Source organism: Candidatus Binataceae bacterium (assembly GCA_036495685.1).
Taxonomy (GTDB): domain Bacteria; phylum Desulfobacterota; class Binatia; order Binatales; family Binataceae; genus JAFAHS01.
Window position 1 is genome coordinate 19,964 of record DASXMJ010000074.1, and the last position, 20,830, is coordinate 40,793.

General features: G+C 62.3%; 18 protein-coding genes. 10 read left to right on the plus strand and 8 right to left on the minus strand.

What is annotated here, in order from left to right:
* Positions 1 to 67 precede the first annotated feature (67 nt).
* From cbiB to VGI36_08215, 5 genes are all read left to right on the plus strand, one after another.
* Entirely contained in the window at positions 68 to 1,030 is a 963-nt protein-coding gene (cbiB, locus tag VGI36_08195) for an adenosylcobinamide-phosphate synthase CbiB (GenBank protein ID HEY2485115.1), read from the plus strand.
* Positions 1,027 to 2,091: an aminotransferase class I/II-fold pyridoxal phosphate-dependent enzyme gene (locus VGI36_08200; GenBank protein ID HEY2485116.1), complete on the plus strand. Its 1,065-nt coding sequence runs from the start codon at positions 1,027 to 1,029 to the stop codon at positions 2,089 to 2,091. The genes cbiB and VGI36_08200 overlap by 4 nt, the downstream gene beginning before the upstream one ends.
* Before the next feature lie 80 nt (positions 2,092 to 2,171).
* On the plus strand, positions 2,172 to 3,236 hold the full coding sequence (cobT, locus tag VGI36_08205) for a nicotinate-nucleotide--dimethylbenzimidazole phosphoribosyltransferase (protein HEY2485117.1): 1,065 nt from the start codon (positions 2,172 to 2,174) through the stop codon (positions 3,234 to 3,236).
* On the plus strand, positions 3,233 to 4,027 hold the full coding sequence (gene cobS / locus VGI36_08210; protein HEY2485118.1) for an adenosylcobinamide-GDP ribazoletransferase: 795 nt from the start codon (positions 3,233 to 3,235) through the stop codon (positions 4,025 to 4,027). The genes cobT and cobS overlap by 4 nt, the downstream gene beginning before the upstream one ends.
* Before the next feature lie 164 nt (positions 4,028 to 4,191).
* Positions 4,192 to 4,701 carry a class IV adenylate cyclase gene (locus VGI36_08215; protein ID HEY2485119.1) on the plus strand — a complete coding sequence of 170 codons (510 nt, stop codon included), beginning with the start codon at positions 4,192 to 4,194 and terminating at the stop codon, positions 4,699 to 4,701.
* 224 nt (positions 4,702 to 4,925) lie between these two features.
* On the opposite strand, the gene VGI36_08220 is transcribed toward VGI36_08215, so the two are convergent.
* From VGI36_08220 to VGI36_08235, 4 genes are all read right to left on the minus strand, one after another.
* Positions 4,926 to 6,764 (minus strand): hypothetical protein, encoded by a 1,839-nt coding sequence (locus VGI36_08220; protein HEY2485120.1) that lies wholly within the window; start codon positions 6,762 to 6,764, stop codon positions 4,926 to 4,928.
* A 163-nt stretch (positions 6,765 to 6,927) separates the two neighbouring features.
* Positions 6,928 to 8,505 carry a sulfatase-like hydrolase/transferase gene (locus tag VGI36_08225; protein ID HEY2485121.1) on the minus strand — a complete coding sequence of 526 codons (1,578 nt, stop codon included), beginning with the start codon at positions 8,503 to 8,505 and terminating at the stop codon, positions 6,928 to 6,930.
* A gap of 38 nt (positions 8,506 to 8,543) precedes the next feature.
* Positions 8,544 to 9,149, minus strand: coding sequence for a TetR/AcrR family transcriptional regulator (locus tag VGI36_08230; GenBank protein ID HEY2485122.1), 606 nt, complete (start codon positions 9,147 to 9,149; stop codon positions 8,544 to 8,546).
* Between the two features lie 43 nt (positions 9,150 to 9,192).
* Positions 9,193 to 9,801 (minus strand): CoA pyrophosphatase, encoded by a 609-nt coding sequence (locus VGI36_08235; GenBank protein HEY2485123.1) that lies wholly within the window; start codon positions 9,799 to 9,801, stop codon positions 9,193 to 9,195.
* Between the two features lie 87 nt (positions 9,802 to 9,888).
* On the opposite strand from VGI36_08235, the gene thiI reads away from it, so the two are divergent.
* The 4 genes from thiI (at position 9,889) to VGI36_08255 (ending at position 14,113) form a co-directional block, all read left to right on the plus strand.
* Positions 9,889 to 11,094, plus strand: a complete 1,206-nt coding sequence (gene thiI / locus VGI36_08240; protein ID HEY2485124.1) for a tRNA uracil 4-sulfurtransferase ThiI — start codon at positions 9,889 to 9,891, stop codon at positions 11,092 to 11,094.
* Positions 11,087 to 11,488 (plus strand): VOC family protein, encoded by a 402-nt coding sequence (locus VGI36_08245; GenBank protein HEY2485125.1) that lies wholly within the window; start codon positions 11,087 to 11,089, stop codon positions 11,486 to 11,488. Before thiI ends, VGI36_08245 begins: the two co-directional genes overlap by 8 nt.
* Before the next feature lie 407 nt (positions 11,489 to 11,895).
* Positions 11,896 to 13,101, plus strand: a complete 1,206-nt coding sequence (locus VGI36_08250; GenBank protein HEY2485126.1) for a hypothetical protein — start codon at positions 11,896 to 11,898, stop codon at positions 13,099 to 13,101.
* A gap of 106 nt (positions 13,102 to 13,207) precedes the next feature.
* Positions 13,208 to 14,113 carry a glycosyltransferase gene (locus tag VGI36_08255; GenBank protein HEY2485127.1) on the plus strand — a complete coding sequence of 302 codons (906 nt, stop codon included), beginning with the start codon at positions 13,208 to 13,210 and terminating at the stop codon, positions 14,111 to 14,113.
* Positions 14,114 to 14,152: 39 nt separating this feature from the next.
* Here VGI36_08255 and VGI36_08260 read toward each other — a convergent pair whose 3' ends face one another.
* On the minus strand, positions 14,153 to 15,244 hold the full coding sequence (locus tag VGI36_08260) for a hypothetical protein (GenBank protein HEY2485128.1): 1,092 nt from the start codon (positions 15,242 to 15,244) through the stop codon (positions 14,153 to 14,155).
* A gap of 186 nt (positions 15,245 to 15,430) precedes the next feature.
* Positions 15,431 to 15,841, minus strand: a complete 411-nt coding sequence (locus VGI36_08265) for an NUDIX hydrolase (protein HEY2485129.1) — start codon at positions 15,839 to 15,841, stop codon at positions 15,431 to 15,433.
* A 121-nt stretch (positions 15,842 to 15,962) separates the two neighbouring features.
* Between VGI36_08265 and VGI36_08270 the strand changes: the two genes are divergently transcribed.
* Positions 15,963 to 17,192 carry a CoA transferase gene (locus tag VGI36_08270; protein ID HEY2485130.1) on the plus strand — a complete coding sequence of 410 codons (1,230 nt, stop codon included), beginning with the start codon at positions 15,963 to 15,965 and terminating at the stop codon, positions 17,190 to 17,192.
* A gap of 72 nt (positions 17,193 to 17,264) precedes the next feature.
* Here the strand turns inward: VGI36_08270 and VGI36_08275 are convergent, their stop codons facing one another.
* Complete coding sequence (locus tag VGI36_08275; GenBank protein HEY2485131.1) at positions 17,265 to 18,830, minus strand: hydantoinase B/oxoprolinase family protein; 1,566 nt, start codon at positions 18,828 to 18,830, stop codon at positions 17,265 to 17,267.
* Positions 18,827 to 20,818: a hydantoinase/oxoprolinase family protein gene (locus VGI36_08280; GenBank protein ID HEY2485132.1), complete on the minus strand. Its 1,992-nt coding sequence runs from the start codon at positions 20,816 to 20,818 to the stop codon at positions 18,827 to 18,829. The genes VGI36_08275 and VGI36_08280 overlap by 4 nt, the downstream gene beginning before the upstream one ends.
* Positions 20,819 to 20,830: the final 12 nt, after the last annotated feature.

Here is a 20,830-nt window from a genome sequence, read left to right on the forward strand (position 1 = left end):
GCAATGACGCCATGGGGCGGTTTGCCGAGTCACCGGACCGCTGGACTCGGGCTCGTCGGTTAGCGCGATGACGCACGCGCTTCATCTCTCCACGACGTTGATCGCCTTGGCAATGCTGCTCGATGTGACTTTGGGTGATCCGCGCTGGTTGCCGCATCCAGCGCGGATTATGGGGGCCGCCATCTCCTGGGGCGAGGACACTCTCCATACCGGCGATGGGCAACAGGACCTCCGACGAGGGGCGGTCTTGGCCACCGTGGTGGTAGTGCTCTCGGCGGGAGTGACGTGGGCAATCATCGAAATATGTGATCGCGTCGATCCAACCTTGGGCGCGCTTGCCGCGCTCGCGATTGCGTGGACCACGCTGGCTGCACGCGGGCTCGATTCAGCCGCGCGGGAAGTTCAAGATGCATTGTTGCGCGGCGATGAACCCGCTGCGCGTCGCGCGATGCCCGCGCTGGTGGGCCGTGATCCCGGATCGCTTGACCGTGACGCGATGATTAGAGCGACGGTAGAGTCGGTTGCGGAAAACGCGAGCGACGGAGTCATTGCCCCGCTGCTATTCCTGTTCCTTGGGGGGCCGGTGGGAGCGATCGCCTACAAGGCCATCAATACGCTGGATTCGATGATTGCCCATCGCGATGAACGCTACACTTACTTCGGGCGGTTTGCCGCGCGCCTCGACGACGCCGCGAACTGGGTTCCCGCGCGAGTCACCGCGCTGTGCATCATAGGGGCGTCGGAGGCCTGGTCGCGTCGAGGTAGCGATGCCTACTCGGTGTGGCGGCGCGATGCAGGCAAACATGAAAGCCCCAACGCGGGTCATCCTGAAGCTGCGATGGCAGGCGCGCTCGGAATTCAACTCGGCGGTGCCGCTGTGTATGAAGGTAAAAAGATAGAGCGTGCGTTGCTCGGGGAGGCCGTGGGTCCGGCAAAAGTAGAAGCCATCGCGAGTGCGCGGACCATCCTCAAGGTCGCGACGCTCATCGCGTTCGTGGGCATCGCGACCATCCGAGCGGCCGTCGTATGACGAATCCGGTCCCCATAGATCGAACCCATGGCGGAGACCAGCCACCTGGCATCATCGATTGTAGTGTGAGCATCAACCCGCTTGGCCCACCCCCCGGCGCGGTCCACGCGTACTCCACGGCACTGACTCGCATCACCTCATATCCTCCACCCAAGAGCGCCGCGCTGGAGAAACGACTGGCGACCTGGTTCGGCGTCGACCCGCGCAACGTGCTGGCCGCCAATGGAACGACCCAATTGATCTACCTGCTGGCGCGGGTGCTGGAACCGGCGCGACCGTTCGTCGTGGTTCCGACTTTTAGCGAGATCGCCAATGCCTTGGCGGGCGAGGGACTGCCGCCGGAGCCGATCTTTCTAGCCCCCGAACACCGGTACCAGCTCGACTTGCGCCAGATCGATGAGGCGCTGGCCGGTCACGCCGGTGCGATTTTTCTTGGCCGCCCCAATAGTCCGACCGGTACGATGGTGACGATGCTGGAGATTGGCGAGATCGCCGCGCGATGCGAGAGGCGCGGATGCTGGTGCGTGCTTGATGAGGCATTCATCGATTTCGTGGATCCTCCGGATTCTGCGGTGCAGATGGCCACCCAAAATCCGCGTGTGATCGTACTGCGGTCGCTCACCAAGTCGTTTGCGATACCCGGCCTGCGCCTCGGCTGCGTGGTTGCGGCGGATGAAGTGGTCGACGCACTCCGCGACGCGATCGAACCCTGGTCGGTGAATGTGGTCGCCGAGAGCGTCGGTCTTGCGTGTCTTGAACACTCCGACGAATACCTGGCGCGAACGCGCGCACTGATCGCGACAGAGCGTGCTTACTTGGCGGAGGCTTTGGCCGGCGCGGCCGGGGTGAGTGTGTTTCCCTCCGTGGCAAACTTTCTGATGCTCGAAGTCGAAGCTGAGATTACGCCGGGGAAGTTCGGCGCGCACATGTTGAGCCACGGCATCGCGGTTCGCGACCTGCGCACGATGCCAGGATGCAAGGTGGGCCTCTACCGAGTTGGAGTCCGGAATCGCGAGGACAATGAACGACTGGTGAATGAAGCAGGAAAGTGGAGGAAATAGGCGTTAGCCGACCAGAGCACCGGTCGGGAGTCGCGTCGAGAGATCCTTGGAGTGCGTAGGGCTTCCGAATTTTCCCGTCGATGGAGTTGTTAGAAGAAACGCTCGGCTCGATTCGGCCGCTCGACTCCGACGCCGAGCGCGCAGCTGCTGCTCGTCTGGACTCGCTGACCAAGCCGCCCGGCAGTCTCGGATACTTGGAGAAGGCGATCCGCCGTTACGCCGCGATTCGCGGTGACGGTAGTGCGCACATCGGGCGGGCCGCAATCGCGGTGTTCGTAGCCGATCATGGAGTCGCCGACGAAGGCGTCAGCGCATTTCCGCAGGCCGTAACGGTCGAGATGCTGCGCAACCTCGCCAGCGGAGGAGCCGCGATCAGCGTGCTCACGCGTCGGCTGGGCTACGATCTTCGAGTTATCGATGTAGGAGTGAAAACCGATACCAGCTCGGTACCGATTGGCGACGTTACATACCGGCGAATCGGCGCCGGCACGGCGAATTTTGTACGCGGTCTCGCAATGAGTCGGGAGCAAGTCAAGCGCGCTCTCCAAGTCGGAATTGAGGTTGCCCGCGAACTGGCCCAGGGTGGGGTGACGCTGATCGGAATCGGCGAAATGGGAATCGCCAACAGTACGGCGGCGGCCGCGGTATTGAGCGCAATCACCGAAATCGCACCGAGCGGGCTGGCGGGGCGGGGGACCGGCCTGGATGAGGCAGGAGTGCGGCGCAAGGTCGCAATCATCGAGCAGGCACTCAAGCTCCATAGCGGCTCGCTCCAGACCGGAGAGTCCATTCTGGGCGCAGTCGGCGGTTTCGAGATCGCCGCGATGGCGGGGACGTGTCTTGCGGGTGCGGCACTGCGCGTCCCGGTGATCGTCGACGGATTCATCGCGACCGCGGCAGCAGCCGCGGCCGAGAAAATTCGTCCGGGCCTGTTCGAATATCTGTTTTTCAGTCATCGCTCGGCCGAAGGCGGTCACGCTCTGGCGCTCGAGCGGCTGGGAGTGCGTCCGATCCTCGATCTCGACATGCGTCTCGGCGAGGGAACCGGCGCCGCGCTCGCGATGAATGTTTTGGAGGCCGCGCTGGATTTATTTCACTCGATGGCCACCTTTTCATCGGCCGGAGTGTCGGGCAAGGTCCGATGAGCCCGCCCGATCAGGACAAGGGCCCGCTCGCGACGCTGCCTAACTTGTGGGAAGGAATCCTGTCCCAGCTGCGCCTTGCGGCGAGCTTCCTGACCATCTTTCCGCTCGGACCGGGCCTCGCCGACAACGCGATCGTCGCGGCGTCGTTTCGATGGTTCCCGCTAATCGGGTTCGCGATCGGCGCGACACTCGCCGTGGAAGACAGTCTGCTCCGGATGCTATTCCCGGCGATGCTGCGTTCCGCGGTGGTGATTCTGTCGCTGGTAATCCTGACCGGCGCCGTGCATCTCGATGCGCTCGCTGACACCGCGGACGCCCTCGGAGCAGGACGCAATCGCCAACGCGCGCTCGAAATTCTTCGCGACAGCCGAATTGGCACGTTCGGCGCGGCGGCGGTCTTCCTTTCGTTGGCGCTGAAGATTTTCGCGCTGGGAACGTTGCCCGAGTCGCACCGCTTGGTGGCCCTGTTCGTCGCGCCGGGTCTTTCGCGCTGGTCAATGGTGGCGGTGGCGGCGGGTCTTGAGTATTTGCGTTCCGAAGGCGGCGCAGGCGCTACGCTGCTGCAGCGCGATTCGAGCAGCCTCTTCGTCGCGAGCACGGTCGCTGCGACGCTATTGTTAATTACGCTTTCGCTAAAAGCGATGGTCGCGGCCGGAGTGGCAATTGTGCTGGTGTTGGGGGCGCGATGGTTCTATCAGAGGTGGCTCGGCGGCGTGACTGGTGACCTGATAGGAGCGTGCGGAGAAGTGGTGGAGATCGCAGTGCTGCTGGTGTTTGCGGCGCTGCTTTAGCGGTCGGCGGCTGGCGTTCCGCGCCACCTCTACCCGGGGGCGCTTCGCCACCGGAACCGCGGTAGCGCCGGCTTGCGCTGACCATGATTTCCATGGGCTTCTTCTATACCAGTTCGTGCTGGTTCTCTTCTTGCGGAAGGTAGCAAACTTCAGGCTGACGGCACGTGCGGAATCTCGAAGCAAAATTCCCGCTGGATGATTCGCGCAAAGCACGTGACCGTGCGGCTGTGATTGGGTACAGGCAACGGTCCGTCCTTCGCCAGCGTGATACGTTCTTTCGCAGCGCGAGCGGCAAGCTCAAGCTGCGCGAGGAAGACGGTCGCGCAATGCTTATTTACTATGGCCGCCGTACCGCCGACGCGCTGCAGCTCAGCACCTATGAGATCGTCGAAATCGTCGATCCTGAAAATACTCGCGCGATGCTGGCCGCTGCGCTGGGAGTAATTGCCGAAGTCCGCAAGGAACGCACGTTGCTGATGCGGGCCAATGTGCGGCTGCATCTCGATCGCGTCGAGGAACTCGGTGAGTTCGGTGAGATAGAAGCGGTGATTCCCGAGGGCAGTGATCCAGAGTGCAGCCGGGCTGCCGTAGATGAACTTCTGGCGGCGTTGCAGATCAGCCGAGAAACTCTGATCGACGTCTCATACTTCGAACTTGCTGCCCAAAGCCGCTAGTGCGGGTAACCCGCGCGGCGGCGCGAAAGCGCGTTCCCGTGACCCCAAAAGGTTTCCAGATTCTCGCGATGAGCGGCGCCGGCGATCGGCGGAGGGTGTTTGCACCTTGCTTAGTGGCGTTTAGGATGGGATCGAAATTACCAACCGGATTGGCGCATGATTTTCTGCGCAGGAGCGCCCAGGTCCGGGGATTTACGCCACTCCGCGAAAGGTCAGCTCCCCGGTCAGGCTGCCCCCCCGAAATAGTCGTCAAACAGTCGGTCGGTTGCAGTGACCACCTGCTTGGTGGAAAAGGGATCGTTCGCCGTCGAGTCCCTGAGAGCGCTGGCCAGCGCGAGCATGTTTTCGCGAAAGCGCTGATGACGATCGCTGCTGATGTAGCCGAGAGGATCGTCGTCGCTTAGAAAACTGCCCATTTCGGCAAATCCCAAGGCGCGGTTGCGAAAGGATCTAGCGCTGCGGGGCGAAGTCGGTTCCAGCGCGTACCCATACACGAGGCAGGCCATTTCCATCCGACCCGCATGAAATCTCTGCACGTCCATCCTGCTGCGCCGCGCCTGCAACGCGGCCGCGCCAATATTTTTGAGCAGCACGGCGGGGGGCGCCATCTGGTTGTTGCTCGCGTGATCGCCTAGCCAGTCCGCATTCTCCTCGAGAAGCTGCAAGACCATCGGGCGCAACGCGCCGGGGTCGCCTCGCTCGAGCAAGGTGACAACGGCGGTGTCGGGGGTGCCGCCCCAGACCCGAATCAGGCCGCGGAATTCCATCATGCGCAGTACAGGATCGTCAGGAGCCAAAGGTACGACGTAGAGCTTGACGCCGGCGGATAGTTCAAGAGCCGGGTCGATCTTGGGCTGAACCTCCACCCAGTGGCCACTTTGCAGGACCAGAGGAGTGAAGACCGCTATGGCCGGGCCGAATGAGTTCTGATAGACGGCGGCCAGCCGATCGTTCAGATGGTTGTGTGCGATCACATGGGCGACGGCGCTTGCCCGCTCCCAATCAAGCGAGCGCGGAAATTTGAGCCCGACGTCCCAGGTGAGCTCCGCGAGGAGGCTCGGAATACCGAGTGGAAATAGCGTCGCCAGCGTCACGATAACAGCGATGAAAGTCGCACGCAGGCGGGGAGCGGGGAGATGGCGGGCGAGGTCAGCCAGAAACAGACCACCGAGAACGGAACCCGCCATCGTGGACTGCGCAGCGAAGCGACTGGGATCCTGCAGCAGCCAGGCGAGTGGCGCGAAGGTCCATGCAAAGAGAAAAGGGTTATTGGCCGGCCTGCGCAGATAGAGCACGAGGCCCGCGATCGCGAGCAGATCGATGAGCAGGTCAAAATGCGTCGCTTCGTGGCCATGCTGGCCCCGATACCAAGCAAGATTGGAGAGAAAGTGAATCGAGTAGGGCGCCGTGAGCAGCGCGGTTGCAACTCCGACGATGACCAAAGGACGCCATTTACGGGCAAGGATAGCCGCGATCGTAATCCCGACCGGCGCAGTGACGAATCCGCCGAGGTGCATGTAGCAGGACAGCGCGGTGATCAGTGTCGCAAGAATGCGTCGCTCCTCCAGAAAGAAATAGATGGCCCAGGGAATCGAGATGAAAAGCCATCCGGAGGGTATTCCGATCGCAAATGACCCGGAGGCATAGGCGCTGCCCGCGAGCATCGCAACCGCGAACAACGCCGCGAAGTCGCCACCCAGGCGCCGAGCGAAATACATGACCGTTAGAAGTGCAGCGAGCCACTGAATCAGGCCGAGAAGCGCGTTGGCGAGGATAAACGCGTGCGGGCTGCCGCCGAATAGCAGACCGAGCGCCGCAATCGCGAGATGCAAGGCCGGACCCTGAAGATTGGGACGGCCAGCCGGGCCGAAATTGATGTGATCCCACCAGACTGCGCCGTGGGCGGCGTACTGCTCCGCGAGGGAAATGTGGTACCCGGCGTCGATCGCGACGCGATAATCAGGCAGGGCATAGAGAAGCAGTGCACCATTAAGGGCGACGATCGACCACATCACGGCGCGCGCGACGCGACTGTCAGTGCGCGGGAAGATTTCTCGGACCATCAAGAGTCTATGTGGGATGAAATGGTGATCGCGATCAATGCAGTGGAAAGTGTGCGGGCCCTACTTGAACGAAAGAGCAGCTACGGCAGCCGCCGTCCATTCCTTGCGCTACTCCCCAACCGCAAATATCGCCGCGACTACCGACAACCAATCGGGAGGGTCGTTACGCTGGGGCGTCGACCGAAAGCAGCGGGTCGCGCGGTTTGGGCAGATTGTCGTAGAGGTCGGCGATTAGGTCTGACCTCAGCTTTTTATAGCCCGCATCGCTCCAGAGGTTGCGCCACTGCAACGGATCCTCCGCAAGGTTGTAAAGCTCGCCCTCGGTTCCCTCGTAAAAGATGTTCGGGATGGGCGAGGTGCCACGCAACAGCGCGGGAATCTGCGCCATATCGAAGCCGATATCGCGGGTCGACCGTTCGTAGACGGTGCAGAGCCATCCATCGCGATAGATCGAACGCAGGTGCATACCGATCTGCTTGAACTGGCTGTCCCATTCCGTGATCACGCGCTCGCGGCGCGATGCGGTGGTGGTCGGCAGGGGCGAGCCCTCGGCCCAATCGGGAATCGGGACGCCGGCTATCTGGCAGAACGTCGGTGCGAGGTCGAGGTGACCGACCGGGTCGCTGATTTCGGCCGGGGCCACTCCTGCAGAAGGCGCGGGGCGCCAGATGAATGGGACTCGCATGAGCGCGTCAACGTGGTACGGCCCTTTGTAGAGCAGGCCAAAGTCGCCTTGGAGTTCGCCGTGGTCAGTGGTGAACAGAACATCGGTGCGATCCAGCCACCCGCGGTCCGCGATCCGACTGAGCACCCGGCCCATGGCTTCGTCGATCAATTGGTTTTCGACGTGAACCAGTGCGTTGATCTCGCGGACCTGATCGGTGGTCATTTTGCAAGGCACAAAAACCCCCGGGCCACCTTCATCGTTGCCGAAGCGGCCCTGGTACCAGTCGAGCCAGTGGTGCGGCTTCTGCCCGAGAATACTTTCGATTTTTTCGCGCGAGCCCGGGTAGCCGGGCGGGAGATCGAGGTCGCGCCAATTGATTCTGCGCGCTTCACTGGCGGGCGGGTCCCACGGGTGATGCGGGTCGGGAAAGCTCATCCACACAAACCAGTCGTCGCTGGCCTCCAGCGAATCGAGGTAAGCGATAGTCCGGTCAGCGACCCAATCGGTGTGGTAGTGCTCGCGCGGAATCGGATTGTAGGCGACCTCGGGAGCGCCGGTGTCGCCGCCGGGCGCAGCGCTGAGCACGCGCGAGAATCCACCAAGCTCGTTTGGATAGTTCTGCTGCAGCCACAGGGAATAGTGCCATCCACCAAGCGGCGCGTGCATCGCAAGTTCCATCCGTTCGAAGCCGCGATACGGACCGGTCGACCCTTCGCGTGCCATGCGGTTTTCGAACCAGCGCCCCGCGAAGTCAAAGGCCGGCTCGAAGTGGGCCTTGCCGATGAGCGCGGTGTGATAGACGGCCTTCTGGTGCAGCCACCCGGCGATGCTTGGTGCGTCGGGAGGCAGCGCGACGCCATTGGCGAACACGCCATGGGTGCGGACGTACTGCCCGGTAGCCATCGTCGATCGCGCTGGCATGCAGACCGTGTTCTGGTTGTGGGCCCGCCGATAGTTGATGCCCGCCGCTGCCAGACGATCCGCAACCGGGGTACGCGCGATCTTGCCGCCGTTGCAGCCCAGCGAGTCGTAGCGTTGCTGGTCGGTGGTGATGAAAAGAATGTTGCGACCCATAGGGCTCCCTCCAACTCCTCTGCAATTTGAGCGCTTCTCTAGTTTCCTCCGATCAGAATGGCGCGGACCATGTGCGCGACAATCCGGCTTGCCTGTTTGACGGAAAGTTCACTGCGCGTGCGCAGGAATTCCCATATCTCCCAGCTCGTGACGCCGTCCAACGCCGCGGCAACCTCTGCCCGCTGCCCCGCGGGAGCCCTTGCAATTTCGACAGCGAACGCGTGCAGGGTGTGTTCGCGTGCCAGCTGATGCTCCACCCGCATCCGGCGAGAGATCTCAGCCGATGAGGTCTCCCGGCGAAGGCTCGCGCGCCGCACCGGCGATACGTATTCGAAAACGCGGGCACGGATCTTTAGAAACGTCGCCACCCGTTCTTCGAAGGGCAGGGCGGAGTCGACCGGCTTGCTGAGGGTCCGCACCCGTTCGATCTGCAGATCCCCGGCGCTCGCATAGATGGCTTCGAGATCGTCGAAATGATGGAAGACCAGCCGCAGCGAGACGCCCGCCCGCTCCGCGATTTGCGCCGCGGTGGGTCGCTCCACCCCTTCGTTCAGGAGGTCCAGGAGAGCGTCGGCGAGTGCCAGGCGCGCGCGATAACTGCGCGCGGCACGTCCATCTTTAGGGACGACGCTGGTGGCGACCACGCGGAGATAATTATTACACTAAGAGTGCAAATACAAGAACCGGCTAAGGGACCGAATTCAGAATGGCGAGCAGGTTCTCGGTGATTCTGAGAGTTAATCCCCAGATAGTCTGCCCGCCGTACAGAATCGCGGGAAACTTGGAACGGTTGCCACCCCACTCGTAGTGACCGCGATAGCGGGGATCGCGCAGGGCGCCGAGAGGGACATCGAAAATCTCCGCTACTTCCTTGGGACAGGGGCGCAGCGCGGTCGTTGCCGGAATGACCCCCGCGAAGGGAGCGACGATAATTCCGCTGGTCAGCGTACTCATCTCCGGAAACGCACCAAGCACGTCCACGGTGAGCGGATCGATCGCGACTTCTTCCTGTGCTTCGCGCAAGGCGGTCTCGAGCAGGGTGGCATCGCTAGGGTCGACTCGTCCGCCCGGAAAGGCAACCTGCCCTTGATGACTGGCGACATGGTCAGCGCGCCGAATGTAGACGACGTGAAGTTCGCCGTCACGTTCGAAAATCGGGACCAGTACCGCGGCCCCCTTGGCATTGTTGGCGAGCTTTGCGCGCGGAACCGGTATTTCCTTGGAGAGGACCTGGCGCAGCCGTTCTATATGATGGCGGTTGCGGCCCAGTTTCCCGGCGGTGGTGGGCAGACCCATCGCTCCAAATCATCACGCGACGGCTATCCCATGCAAGCGGTCTCATTGGATCACCGGCGATGCTGCGCGTAAGCTCGGGTTACCGCGATGCGTTACCTGGTCGGGAGATATCATGAGATTGCCCTGAAGGGGCGCAATCAGTGGCGCTTCGTAGAGCAGCTGCGGCACAACCTGCGTTCGGTATTCGCCGACGTGAGGCTCGGCAAGATACGCAGCGAGGGACCGCGCATCATCGTGGAGTTGCCCGACGAAATGGACGACGCGGCCGCGATTGCGCGGGCAGCGGGGATTTTCGGGTTGGCCAACTTCTCGCTCAGCTATCGCGTGCCCCTGGATATGGAAGCGATCAAGGCCGAGGCGATCGCGCGCGCGCGGGAACATCCGGCGCACAGCTTTCGGATAAGGACCCGGCGCGGTGACAAGCGCTTTCCGATGAACTCGATGGAGGTGGACCGAGAAGTGGGCGCGGCGATCGTCGATGCGTTTGGCTACCGTGTCGACCTCCACGATCCCGAGCTGACAATCTCGATTGAAATCCTGGCTGATGGCGCGTTCGTTTCGGCCGGCAAGATTCCCGGACCCGGCGGGTTGCCGGTCGGAATTTCGGGGCGAGCCTTGGCCCTGATCTCCGGCGGAATCGATTCGCCCGTGGCAGCCTATCGCATGATGCGGCGCGGACTCATGCTCGATTTCGTGCATTTTCATGCGTATCCGCTGGTGTCGGCGGCGAGCCTTGAAAAAGCCTCCGACCTGGTTGCCCAGCTGACTCGCTACCAGACGCGATCCACGCTGGCGCTGGTGCCGTTTGGGATGCTGCAACGAGAAATCGTGGCACGTTCGGAGCGCCCGCTGCGGGTGGTGATGTACCGGCGCTTCATGATGCGCATCGCCAGCGCGTTAGCGGTCCGCTTTCGCGCACGCGCGCTGGTGACCGGTGAAAGCCTCGGGCAGGTGGCATCGCAGACCCTCGACAACCTGGCGGTGATTGAGAACGCGGCCCGCCTTCCGGTGATGCGTCCGCTGCTCGGGATGGACAAGAACGAGATAGTCGAACAGGCACGCGCGATAAGCACCTTCGAAACCTCAATCCTAGCCGACCAGGACTGCTGCACGCTGTTTGTTCCCGAACATCCGGAAACTCATGCGCGGTTGGCCGAGGTCGAAGCGATGGAGGCGCGGTTCGATGTCGATCGGATGGTGGAGGACGCGGTGAGCGCGACCGAGGTGAGACGATTCACCTTTCCTCCGCGCCCGGAAGGGCCCGGCATCGTCCGGGAGTATCGCGATGGATAGACCCCTCAAAGTCGCCGAGCTTGATCACGTTGTTCTCAGCTGCCGCAACCTGGAGCGGGCCCTTGATTTCTACACCCGCATTCTCGGACTCACCGAGGAGCGGCGCATCGCTCAGCTCGGTCTGGTTCAGCTTCGGGCTGGTCGGAGCATGATCGATCTGGTTCCCGCGAAGGCTGGGCGGGCGGAGGAGGGCCTCAACGTGGATCACTTCTGCCTCGGCGTGGAAGCGCACGACCTGAACGCGGCCGCAGTCTACCTGCGCGCCCGCGGAGTTGAGGTGATGGGAGAGCCGGCCGACCGCTACGGCGCGCGTGGAATGGGCAAGTCAATCTATGTGCGAGATCCGGAGGGCAACGTCATCGAGCTGAAGCAGATGCTGGGGCAGGTTTCTTGAGCATGGCGAGCCGCTGGCACACGACCCTACGGCACACGACAGGACATCCCGCCACTATGAGCACTCGCGCTACTACGTTTCGCGATGAGCAAGAGTAGCCAGAGGAGCGCGCGAGGACGCAAAGCCGGTGCACGCGCGCTTTGCTGGATCGTTCGAACGACCGCACTCAAGGCGGGCGCACGAAACCTGAAGGATCGCGCGACCACGAGGCTTGGGAGGCAGTGCCCTGGTCACGTCATTCGGTGGCCGCTTCTCGAAATCGACGCCTCGACATAACGAAGCGAGACCCGTTTGAGCCTCCCCTGCTGAGCCGCCCTGAGGGCCATTCACTCAACCGGAACTTGTTTTTGGGCGGCGAGGCATTAGAATCCGTAGCGTTTGGCGACCCTGGGGAGGGGAGTTCTACCATGCGCAAACCTGGATTTCCTGTACCGCGTCTATACCTATGCCTGGCCGCGATCGCTTCGGGGCTGGTCGTCGGATGCATGGGGAAAACGCCGCAGCATAGCGCCCAGTCTTATTTGGAGGCCCTCAAATTTTACAACTATCCGGCCGCCTACCAGCTGCTGTCGCATCAGGACCAGCTCGACCGGACGATGGATCAATTTCTGACTGAGGTTCCTCTGGCCGCCGACGTCAGCCGCGATTGGTTCAAAACCGTTCTTCACGCGACCGACTATCAGGTTGGCGACGCGAAGGTGGAGGGCGACAAAGCGAACGTTACGGTCAAAGTTACGCGGCCGGACCTGGCACTGTGGGAACGGACCATCGATGCCACCATGGGTCCCAACGACGCCGCCAGTTCCATCGCGCAGAAACAGGTTAACGACCAGACCTATCCGAAGCTCGTTTACGACGACAACATCGCCCTGACAAAGGTAGGCGATGACTGGAGGGTGTACGTGGACTTTCCGGCTAAGGAAAGCATCGCCAAGATGCGCAAGGACGCCATCGACGCGTTCCACAAATACGACTACGACAAGGCGCTCTCCATCTACCAGAATGCAATAACTGAACTGGACAAGGAGCAGGCTACCGGAAACGCGGGGTTGAAGTTCCTCTACAATCGCGAAATGCAAACGATTCAAAACGTCAAGAACCAGCTCCCCGAGTCACAGGCATACATTTCCAAGATCGGGCTCACCGACGTGGATATGAAGATGGCGGCCTCGCGGGTGCCTGGAATCTTCGGCAAGCTCACCAACACTGGCGACAAAGCGATTGACGAGATCCAGTTCACCGTCACCTACTACGAGGGCAAGGGAGCCAAGAAGAAGTCCGTTTACTCGGAAACCCACACACCGGTGGCGACGCCGTTTGAATTTACCGATTTCGTTCGTCCGGTCACACCATTTGTTCCCGGCGAGACCCGCACCTTCGGTTTCCGTCTGAGTGCACCGGCCGATGTGCAGCAGAAGGCGACGCCCGACCTGAACGTGAGCCAGGTTGTGTTCACGCAATCGTCCGCACCGCTGCCCAAGCCCCCGACGCCGACTCCTTCGCCGGAGGCCAGCGCGTCCGCGAGCCCGGGTGCACCCCCTGCCGCAAGCGGCTCGCCTGCCGCAGCCGCCGCGCCATCGATGCCGCCGCTGCCATCACCACCCAAGCATTAGCTGGGGCAGTCACTGGCGCTCGGACAAATGGTGCGCGACGCCCGGTCCTCCGGCGTCGCGCGCTGTTTCGCTAGTATGGCCGCTGCGCGGTGAAGCGCTCTCGCCGTTGACAACTACGATCACGACAGCAGTTCCGACGCACAATCGCGCGGCCACCCTGGGCGACACGCTGGCGAGTATCGCCGCACTGAAGATCCCGTCAGGAACGGAGCTCGATTGCCTGGTCATTGACAATGCATCAACTGACGCAACCGCCGAGGTGGTGGAATCGTCGGCAAGTGCAGCGCCATTCGCGATGCGCCGGATTCTCGAGCCTCACCTGGGATCCAGCTTCGCGCGGAATCGCGCGATAGCGGAAGCGGCGAGCGATTTCATTTTTTTCATCGACGACGACGCCACCGCGGAAGCATCGTGGGCTATAGAGATGCTGGCAGCGCTCCAGAGCCGCGGCCTCGATGGCGCCTGCGGGATGGTACTGCCGCGCTGGTCTTCGCCGCCGCCCGCCTGGCTAGGGCCAAGCCTGTGGGTCAAGCTCGCGGTCCACGTTCGCGAGCAGATCGAAGCCGTCCCGGTCGAGCAGGCAGAGGTGCTGGCCAACTATTACAGTGCCAACGTCGGGTTTCGCAGGTCAGCTTTCGAACGCTTCGGCAAGTTTCGCGAAGACCTTGGAGTCGTGGGCGGGAATCCGATCTCAGGTGAGGACACCGAGCTGTTCGAACGAATACTCGCTCACGGTGGCGCGATGGGGCTGGCGCCGCGCGCCATCGTGCATCACCTGATTGCGCCCGAACGGATGACGCGAGCCTATTTGCTCCGCAAAAGTTTCGCCTACGGATTCGGCAGTGCGATCGCAGGTGGACGGAGTCACAATCGAATTGACAAGCTCGTAAAGAACCTGGTGCGAATGACCGCCGCGGCACTACGTGGAAATGCAGAGCGCACGATTTATCACGAGTTGGAATGCGCGAACTTCATCGGCTATTGGCGCGGCCGACTGGCACAAAGGCGCTAGGATGTGGCCTAGAGCTAACGCGCCAATGTTGTGTTCGTCTTAGAATCGACGCGCTAGCCGATCTGCTACCTCTCGGTGGATGCGCAGAACGTCGACCAGTGTTTCACTGGGGCGCCGGCCGAGACCGCATTCGGTCGCTACACCGAAATTTTGAAGATAGCTCTTTGCTGCTTCCGCCCGCTTGACCGAACCCTCGACCCCGTCGTGCAAATGAATGAGCCCGAGAAAGACGGCAGTGTCGCGGCTCGAGAGCTCGCGCAATGGCGCGAAATACGCTTCGTCGGCTCGGCCTATCGGCACGGGCATATGAATCCAGCTGACCGGCCGAACTGAGTGGGAAATCGCCAGATTCGCCATCCGAACTGATAGTGCGAGGTTTTCTGGCTCTACCAGATGATGATGCGCCAGGTCCCCGTAACAGAAGTGAAAGCCAAGCATCACTGCTGGCGGGACAGCCGTGCTGATCCGCTCGAATTGAGCGGCTGCCCGGATCCAAGGGTCGGGCGTCAAGAGGTTAGCGAGACTCGGTCCGTCACCGGCATGGGTTTGCGTTTGCTCGGCAGCAGCGATCTCCAGAATCTCGACGCACACGTCCCATTGAATAGCCAGATCTTCATACGGAATCCGGCGACAGATTTCACCAACCTCGCGCATCATCGCGAGTTCGTAAGCATCGCAAACGCGCTCGCGGTCCCGCGGCTGGTCGAAGAACGGAGTAGAGCCGCCCACCGGAGTTGGCAAACTTACTTGGAAACGTGCTCCTCGGGGAATAGCACCTTGCGCGCGCAACCTATGGAAAGTCGCGTACGACTCGCTCGCCCAGCCCGCGTATTTGAGGTCGTCAAACTGGATGCCCTCTGTGCCGGACCGTAATCGGAAGGTCCAATTATCGTCGTACTCTCTTGGAAATCCATCGTCCGAGCGCGGCCGTTTGACAGTGTCGATCGCCGGATGGCGGTCGAAAACAAATTTTGCCTGACATTGGATCCAGTTCTTGCGCGCGCCGACTTCACCATCAGGGTAGAGTTTGAGGTGGTCGCCCAAACCCTCCGCGCAGGTTTTGAATACCTCCTCGGCCGAATCGAGCGGCACACTTCCGACCAGCAAGACCTCGCCAACTGATTGTGACATTCGATTCGTCCTCCGATTGTTGACGATGGCCGCTCGTCCACCAGATTGAGCTAAGAAGGCCTTTAAGCACGATTACTATTTTCAGGTTGGATGAGCCTCGCATTAACACTCTGCGGTTGGCAAACGCGAGAATGCTGGCCGGGGTCGAGTCCACGGAGGCCGGACCGGTGCCTCAGGAGGGAATAGTCATTTCACATACGCCAAGATTCCGCGCGTGAGGATTTGCTTCAGGTATGGAATCAGCTCGAGGTCTTCCATTTCTGCCGGCGACACCCAACGCGCTTCGAGATGTTCCTCTGGTTGAAGTTTCAGGCTTCGATACACGGTCAGCCTACAGGCGTACAGGGCTTGCATATAGGGTTCATCGATCATGTTGTGGAGCCCGAGCAGCCGATCGACTGCCACGTCGAGCGAGGTCTCTTCCTTGATTTCGCGAAGCAAACCTTCCTCGGCGCTCTCGCCCAACGACAGATGACCGCCGGGCAGATCCCAGGTGCCGGGACAATAGTTCGCGCGATGCGAGCGCTTGAGCACCAGCAATCGCCCCCGGTTCGCGATCACCCCGTGCACGCCCACAAAAAATTGCGTCTCAGCCATGGAAAGAGAAGCGCTCCGAAACGACCTAAGGCTAGCCTGCGGGCGAAATCCTCGCCAGTCGGTTTGTCCGATCGCCGCGATGCGCAGTAACATCCGCGGGTCTTCGAGAAAGGAGCGGTCGATGGAAAAGTCGGACTTTTATCGCGATGCGCGCCAGGACCTGCCGGGACCGCTTGCCGGGATCCGCGTGCTCGAGGCCACCACCAGCTGGGCGGGTCCGATGTGTGGATGCGTGCTGGCCGATCTCGGCGCGGATGTCATTAAGGTCGAAGACCCAGCCGGGGAAGTGGGGCGTCGAATCCCGCCATTTCTGCCGGGCGCTAACCGCCCGATAAGCTTTCTTCAGGCCACGGTAAATCGCAACAAGCGCAGCCTCACACTCGATTTGCGCACACCGCAAGGGCGCGAGATTTTCTTGAAGCTCACCCGGAAGGCCGACATCGTGGTGCAGAACTTCCGACCCGGCACCTTCGACAGGTGGGGAGTTGGCTATGCCGCGTGTTGCGGCGTCAAGCCCGACATCATCTATGTTTCGATCAGCGGCTTCGGACAGTTCGGCCCCATTCACGACCGAGTCGGCTACGATCCACTTGCGCAGGCCATGTCCGGATTCATGTCGCTCAATGGGCCGGTCGAGGGAGGGCCCAGCAAGGCTCCAACTTTTCTCTGCGATGACCTGGCGGGACTGCACGGCGCGATCGCAGCGCTCGCGGCGTTGCAACATCGCGCGCGCACCGGCGAGGGACAGCACTGCGATGTGTCGCTGCTGGACGCGGCCATTTTTCAATCCAACGGTTACCTCACGCTGGGCGCGCTCGGGGCGCCGATGCCGCGGATGGGCAACGAATTTACCTTCTCCATTCCCTGCAACACGTTTCATTGCCGCGATGGCATCGTGATGATGGGAATCCTGCTGGATACGCACTGGAAAGTGCTGGCGCGAATCTGCGAACGCGATGACCTGGCGGACGATCCTGAATACGCGACTATCCCGGGTCGTATGAAGCATCGCGCTGAATGCAATGCGATGGCCGCGAAGTGGTGCGCAGATCTGACGGTCGACGAGGTGGTGGCGATTTGCGCGCGGGAAGGTATCGCATGTGCTCCGGTCAATACCTACACGCAAGCGGCGCAGGACCCGCATGTGCATGAGCGCGACATGTTACAGGAGACGATTCAGGAGGACGGCTCCCGCGCCCCGATCACCGGACCGGCCGCGAAATTTTCCCGCACACCCGTGCGCATACGGAACGGATCGCCCGCCCTCGGGGCGCACAATGACCAGATTCTGGACGAACTCGGAATCGATGCGGCTGCCTGCGCGCGCCTGCGCAACGCCAAAGTCATCTGAACGGCGCGCAGTCTTCGAACCCGCCAAGCGGGCGTGAACCGTGGTCGGCGGGCGCGGGTGAGATGGGTTTTCTCAGGGACGACCCCAGCCACCGCCGCCGGGGGTTTCAATCCGCACCCGATCGGTCGGCTGCAGGGTCGCGTTGGTCTTGGCGGCTAGCCCGGTGCGCCGCTTGCCACGCACCAGATAGTTCGCGCCGGAGGCGCCCGCGCCACCTCCCGCGAGTCCCCAGGGTCGCAGCGCGCGTCGCTCGGTCAACAGGCTGACGTTGGATTCGACCAGGCATTCGAGCTCGCGAACCAATCCATCACCACCTGGCGCTTTTCCTCGTCCACCTGAGCCGCGGCGGATCCGATACTCAGTAATCCGCATCGGATAGTACGCTTCGAGGGCTTCGATCGGCGTGTTGAGAGTGTTGGTCATATGCGTATGGATGCCAGAGGCGCCCGCATGGCCCGGAGCACCGCCGGCGCCACCCGCGATAGTCTCATAGTAGGAGAAATGACGATTTCGAAAGCGATCAAATCCGCCAATCGTCAGATTGGACATCGATCCCGAACTTGCCGCGGGCACTTTAGCTGGTGCGGCCTTGGCTAGTGCACGGAACAGGACATCGACTATGCGTTGCGAGGTTTCCACGTTGCCGCCCGCTACCGCAGCAGGGGGAAGCGCATTCACGACCGATCCCAAGGGCGCGACCAGCTTGATCGGCTGCATCAGCCCTTCGTTTGCGGGAACGGCTTCCGAGGCCAGGCACTTCATAACGTAGAAGGTGGCGGACAGGGTGATCGCGTAGTTGGCGTTAACCGAGCCGCGGACCTGGGGCGCCGATCCCGTAAAATCAACGAGCGCACGACCCTCGCGAATCCGGACGCTTACCTGAATCCGAATTCGTCGGGTGCCGAAGCCGTCGTCGTCGAGAAAGTCGCGGGCCCGGTACAACCCAGGCTTGAGAGCGCGCAAGGAGGACCGCATCAGCCGTGCCGCATAGTCTTTGAGCTCGTTCATCGCGGTACTGACCACCATGCGTCCCGAGTTCCCGACCAATGCGCGGAGACGGTCGGCGCCGACTCGAAGCGCGGCGATTTGCGCGCGCAGGTCGCCTTCACGTTCCTCGCGCACTCTGGTGTTGGCGAGAAAGAGTGCCATCACATCACGCGACACGGTGCCACGCTCGACGACTTTCACGGGCGGCAGGCGAAATCCTTCCTGGTAGATCTCAGTGGAGAGGGCCATTGACCCCGGGGCCATGCCGCCGATGTCGGCGTGATGCGCGCGGTTGGCCGCGTACGCAAATGGGCGGCGGTCTCTGCCGAGAAAAATCGGCATCACCAGGGTGAGATCTGGAAGATGGGTGCCGCCGGCGAAGGGATCGTTGAGCGCGGCGATGTCGCCTGGGTAGAGTTCGAGGTGCTGGATCGCGGCACGTACCGATAGCGGCGTGGATCCAAGATGAACGGGTATGTGCGCGGCCTGCGCGACCAACTCACCCTGCGCATCGAACAAGGCGCAAGAAAAGTCGTGGCGCTCCTTGATATTGGGTGAGTAGCCGGTCTGACCGAGCACCACTCCCATTTCCTCCGCAATCGCGGCCAGCCGGTTGTTCATTACCGCGAGCGCCACCGCATCGAGCTTCATCGCCCTGCCTCCAGATGCAGATTACCGTAGTCATCCACCCGCAGCGTGAATTCGGGCGCGACGTAGGCGGTCGCGCTCAGCTCGACCACAATCGCGGGGCCGCGGATGCGCGCGCCCGCGCCCAGCGAGTCACGTGCAAACACCGGGGCACGGCGTTGGCGGGAGCGGACGAGCACGTCGGCCCGCCCAAGTGGAGATGCGGCCCCCCGCTGGCGGGGGATCTTCGCGAGCGAAGGGGGCTTGTCTGCGGCGCTGGCGCGCAACCGCAGATTAACCACCTCGACCGCGGCTTCTGATGCGCTGTGTCCGAAAGTTCGACGATGGGCGGCATGAAAGGCATCTTTGAAATTCCGCGTTAGCGGCACTTCGAGCTCGTAGGATTGTCCGCGATAGCGCATGTCGAGATGGACCTCGGCCGCGAACGCCGAGCGGGGTGCGCCCTCGCCTGCAAGCTCGCGCCGCGCCCGGACGATCAGCGGCCGCGCGCGCTGCATGAGGCGCGCGTATGGAGGATCGACCTCGCGCACCGTCGTCGAGTATTCCCGCCCCAGCGGCGCGCCAATTGCTCCCCAAGCGCATAACAGCCCTGGATTTCTCGGAAACACAACGTGCCGGATACCCAGATCCAGCGCGAGCTCGGCCGCGTGCATCGGCCCCGCGCCGCCAAAGCCGAGCAACACGAAATCGCGGGGATCGAAACCGCGCTCCACAGTGATCACGCGAAGGGCGCGCTCCATGTTGGCATTGACGACTTGAATCACGCCGCGGGCAGCCGCAATCAGGCTGGTCTTCATCACGGCCGCGATCTTGCGCACGGCAGTGCGGGCCCGGTCCGGATATAGGCGCATCCGACCGCCTAGAAAATTCCCTGCGACCAGGCGGCCCGCGATCAGATCCGCGTCGGTTACCGCTGGCGCGGTCCCACGTCCGTAGCAGGCGGGTCCGGGGTCCGCGCCCGCGCTCTCAGGGCCGACGCGAAGAGAGCCGCCTGCATCGACCCGCGCGATCGATCCGCCCCCCGCCCCGACCGTATGAATGTCGATTACCGGCGCGCGGACCGCATATCCGTCCGGATAGCTCAGCGTTCGGACGCGGGCTGCAGTGTAAAAGAGGGAAACGTCGGTGGAAGTACCACCCATGTCGAAGGTAATGAAACGATCGGTACCGATGACGCGGGCCAGCGCGGCGGCGCCGACTACGCCCGCGGCCGGACCTGACAGAATAGTCCGGATTGGTTCGGCGCGCGCCAGTTCTACCCCGGTGGCGCTGCCGTTCGATTGCATGATGCGCAAGCGCGCGCCGCGGAGATTGCGACGCAGATTTTCCAGATGCGACGCCATCTTCGGCGCGACGTAGGCGTTGACCACCGCGGTCGAAAAGCGTTCGTACTCGCGGTATTCCGAGAGCAAACGGTGCGAGACCGACAACGGCCGGCGAAGTGCGGCCAGTGCGCGCGCCAGCCCCTCTTCCGCCCTTGGATTCGCGTAGGAGTGCAGGAGGCAGACGGCGAACGAGTCTGCGCCGGAACGTCGCGCGAGATTGGCGACGCGTGCGATTTCGCGCCGGCTCAGCTTGGTGAGCGACCTACCGTCATAGAGGGTCCGCTCATGGACACCGATTCGCCGCATGCGCGGCACCAGGGGCTCAGGTCGCGATGGCGCCAGCGCATAGAGATCGTCACGATTCTGTCGGCCGATTTCGATCAAATCTTCGAACCCGGCGTTAGTAAGGATCGTGACTCGCGCTCCCTTGCGCTCCAGGAGGGCGTTGGTCGCGACCGTGGAGCTGTAGGTGACCAGGCTGGGCCAAGTGTCGGGAAGCATCTCGCGCAGGCCCTTCAGGACCGCTCGTGCGGGATCGTCGGGGGTCGACGGAACCTTGTGAACACGCAGGGCTCCGTCGACGATGGCAATCAAGTCGGTGAAAGTTCCACCGGTATCGATGCCGACCGCAATGTTGGACGAAGCATGTCGAAGCCTTGATGGCATGATGGCGGGACG

Excerpts from the sequence above, each read along its gene's own strand:
- cbiB (HEY2485115.1), top strand. The coding sequence starts at position 68 with ATGACGCACGCGCTTCATCTCTCCACGACGTTGATCGCCTTGGCAATG.
- VGI36_08200 (HEY2485116.1), top strand. The coding sequence starts at position 1,027 with ATGACGAATCCGGTCCCCATAGATCGAACCCATGGCGGAGACCAGCCA.
- cobT (HEY2485117.1), top strand. The coding sequence starts at position 2,172 with ATGGAGTTGTTAGAAGAAACGCTCGGCTCGATTCGGCCGCTCGACTCC.
- cobS (HEY2485118.1), top strand. The coding sequence starts at position 3,233 with ATGAGCCCGCCCGATCAGGACAAGGGCCCGCTCGCGACGCTGCCTAAC.
- VGI36_08220 (HEY2485120.1), bottom strand. The coding sequence starts at position 6,764 with ATGGTCCGAGAAATCTTCCCGCGCACTGACAGTCGCGTCGCGCGCGCC.
- VGI36_08225 (HEY2485121.1), bottom strand. The coding sequence starts at position 8,505 with ATGGGTCGCAACATTCTTTTCATCACCACCGACCAGCAACGCTACGAC.
- VGI36_08235 (HEY2485123.1), bottom strand. The coding sequence starts at position 9,801 with ATGGGTCTGCCCACCACCGCCGGGAAACTGGGCCGCAACCGCCATCAT.
- thiI (HEY2485124.1), top strand. The coding sequence starts at position 9,889 with ATGCGTTACCTGGTCGGGAGATATCATGAGATTGCCCTGAAGGGGCGC.
- VGI36_08245 (HEY2485125.1), top strand. The coding sequence starts at position 11,087 with ATGGATAGACCCCTCAAAGTCGCCGAGCTTGATCACGTTGTTCTCAGC.
- VGI36_08250 (HEY2485126.1), top strand. The coding sequence starts at position 11,896 with ATGCGCAAACCTGGATTTCCTGTACCGCGTCTATACCTATGCCTGGCC.
- VGI36_08260 (HEY2485128.1), bottom strand. The coding sequence starts at position 15,244 with ATGTCACAATCAGTTGGCGAGGTCTTGCTGGTCGGAAGTGTGCCGCTC.
- VGI36_08265 (HEY2485129.1), bottom strand. The coding sequence starts at position 15,841 with ATGGCTGAGACGCAATTTTTTGTGGGCGTGCACGGGGTGATCGCGAAC.
- VGI36_08270 (HEY2485130.1), top strand. The coding sequence starts at position 15,963 with ATGGAAAAGTCGGACTTTTATCGCGATGCGCGCCAGGACCTGCCGGGA.
- VGI36_08275 (HEY2485131.1), bottom strand. The coding sequence starts at position 18,830 with ATGAAGCTCGATGCGGTGGCGCTCGCGGTAATGAACAACCGGCTGGCC.
- VGI36_08280 (HEY2485132.1), bottom strand. The coding sequence starts at position 20,818 with ATGCCATCAAGGCTTCGACATGCTTCGTCCAACATTGCGGTCGGCATC.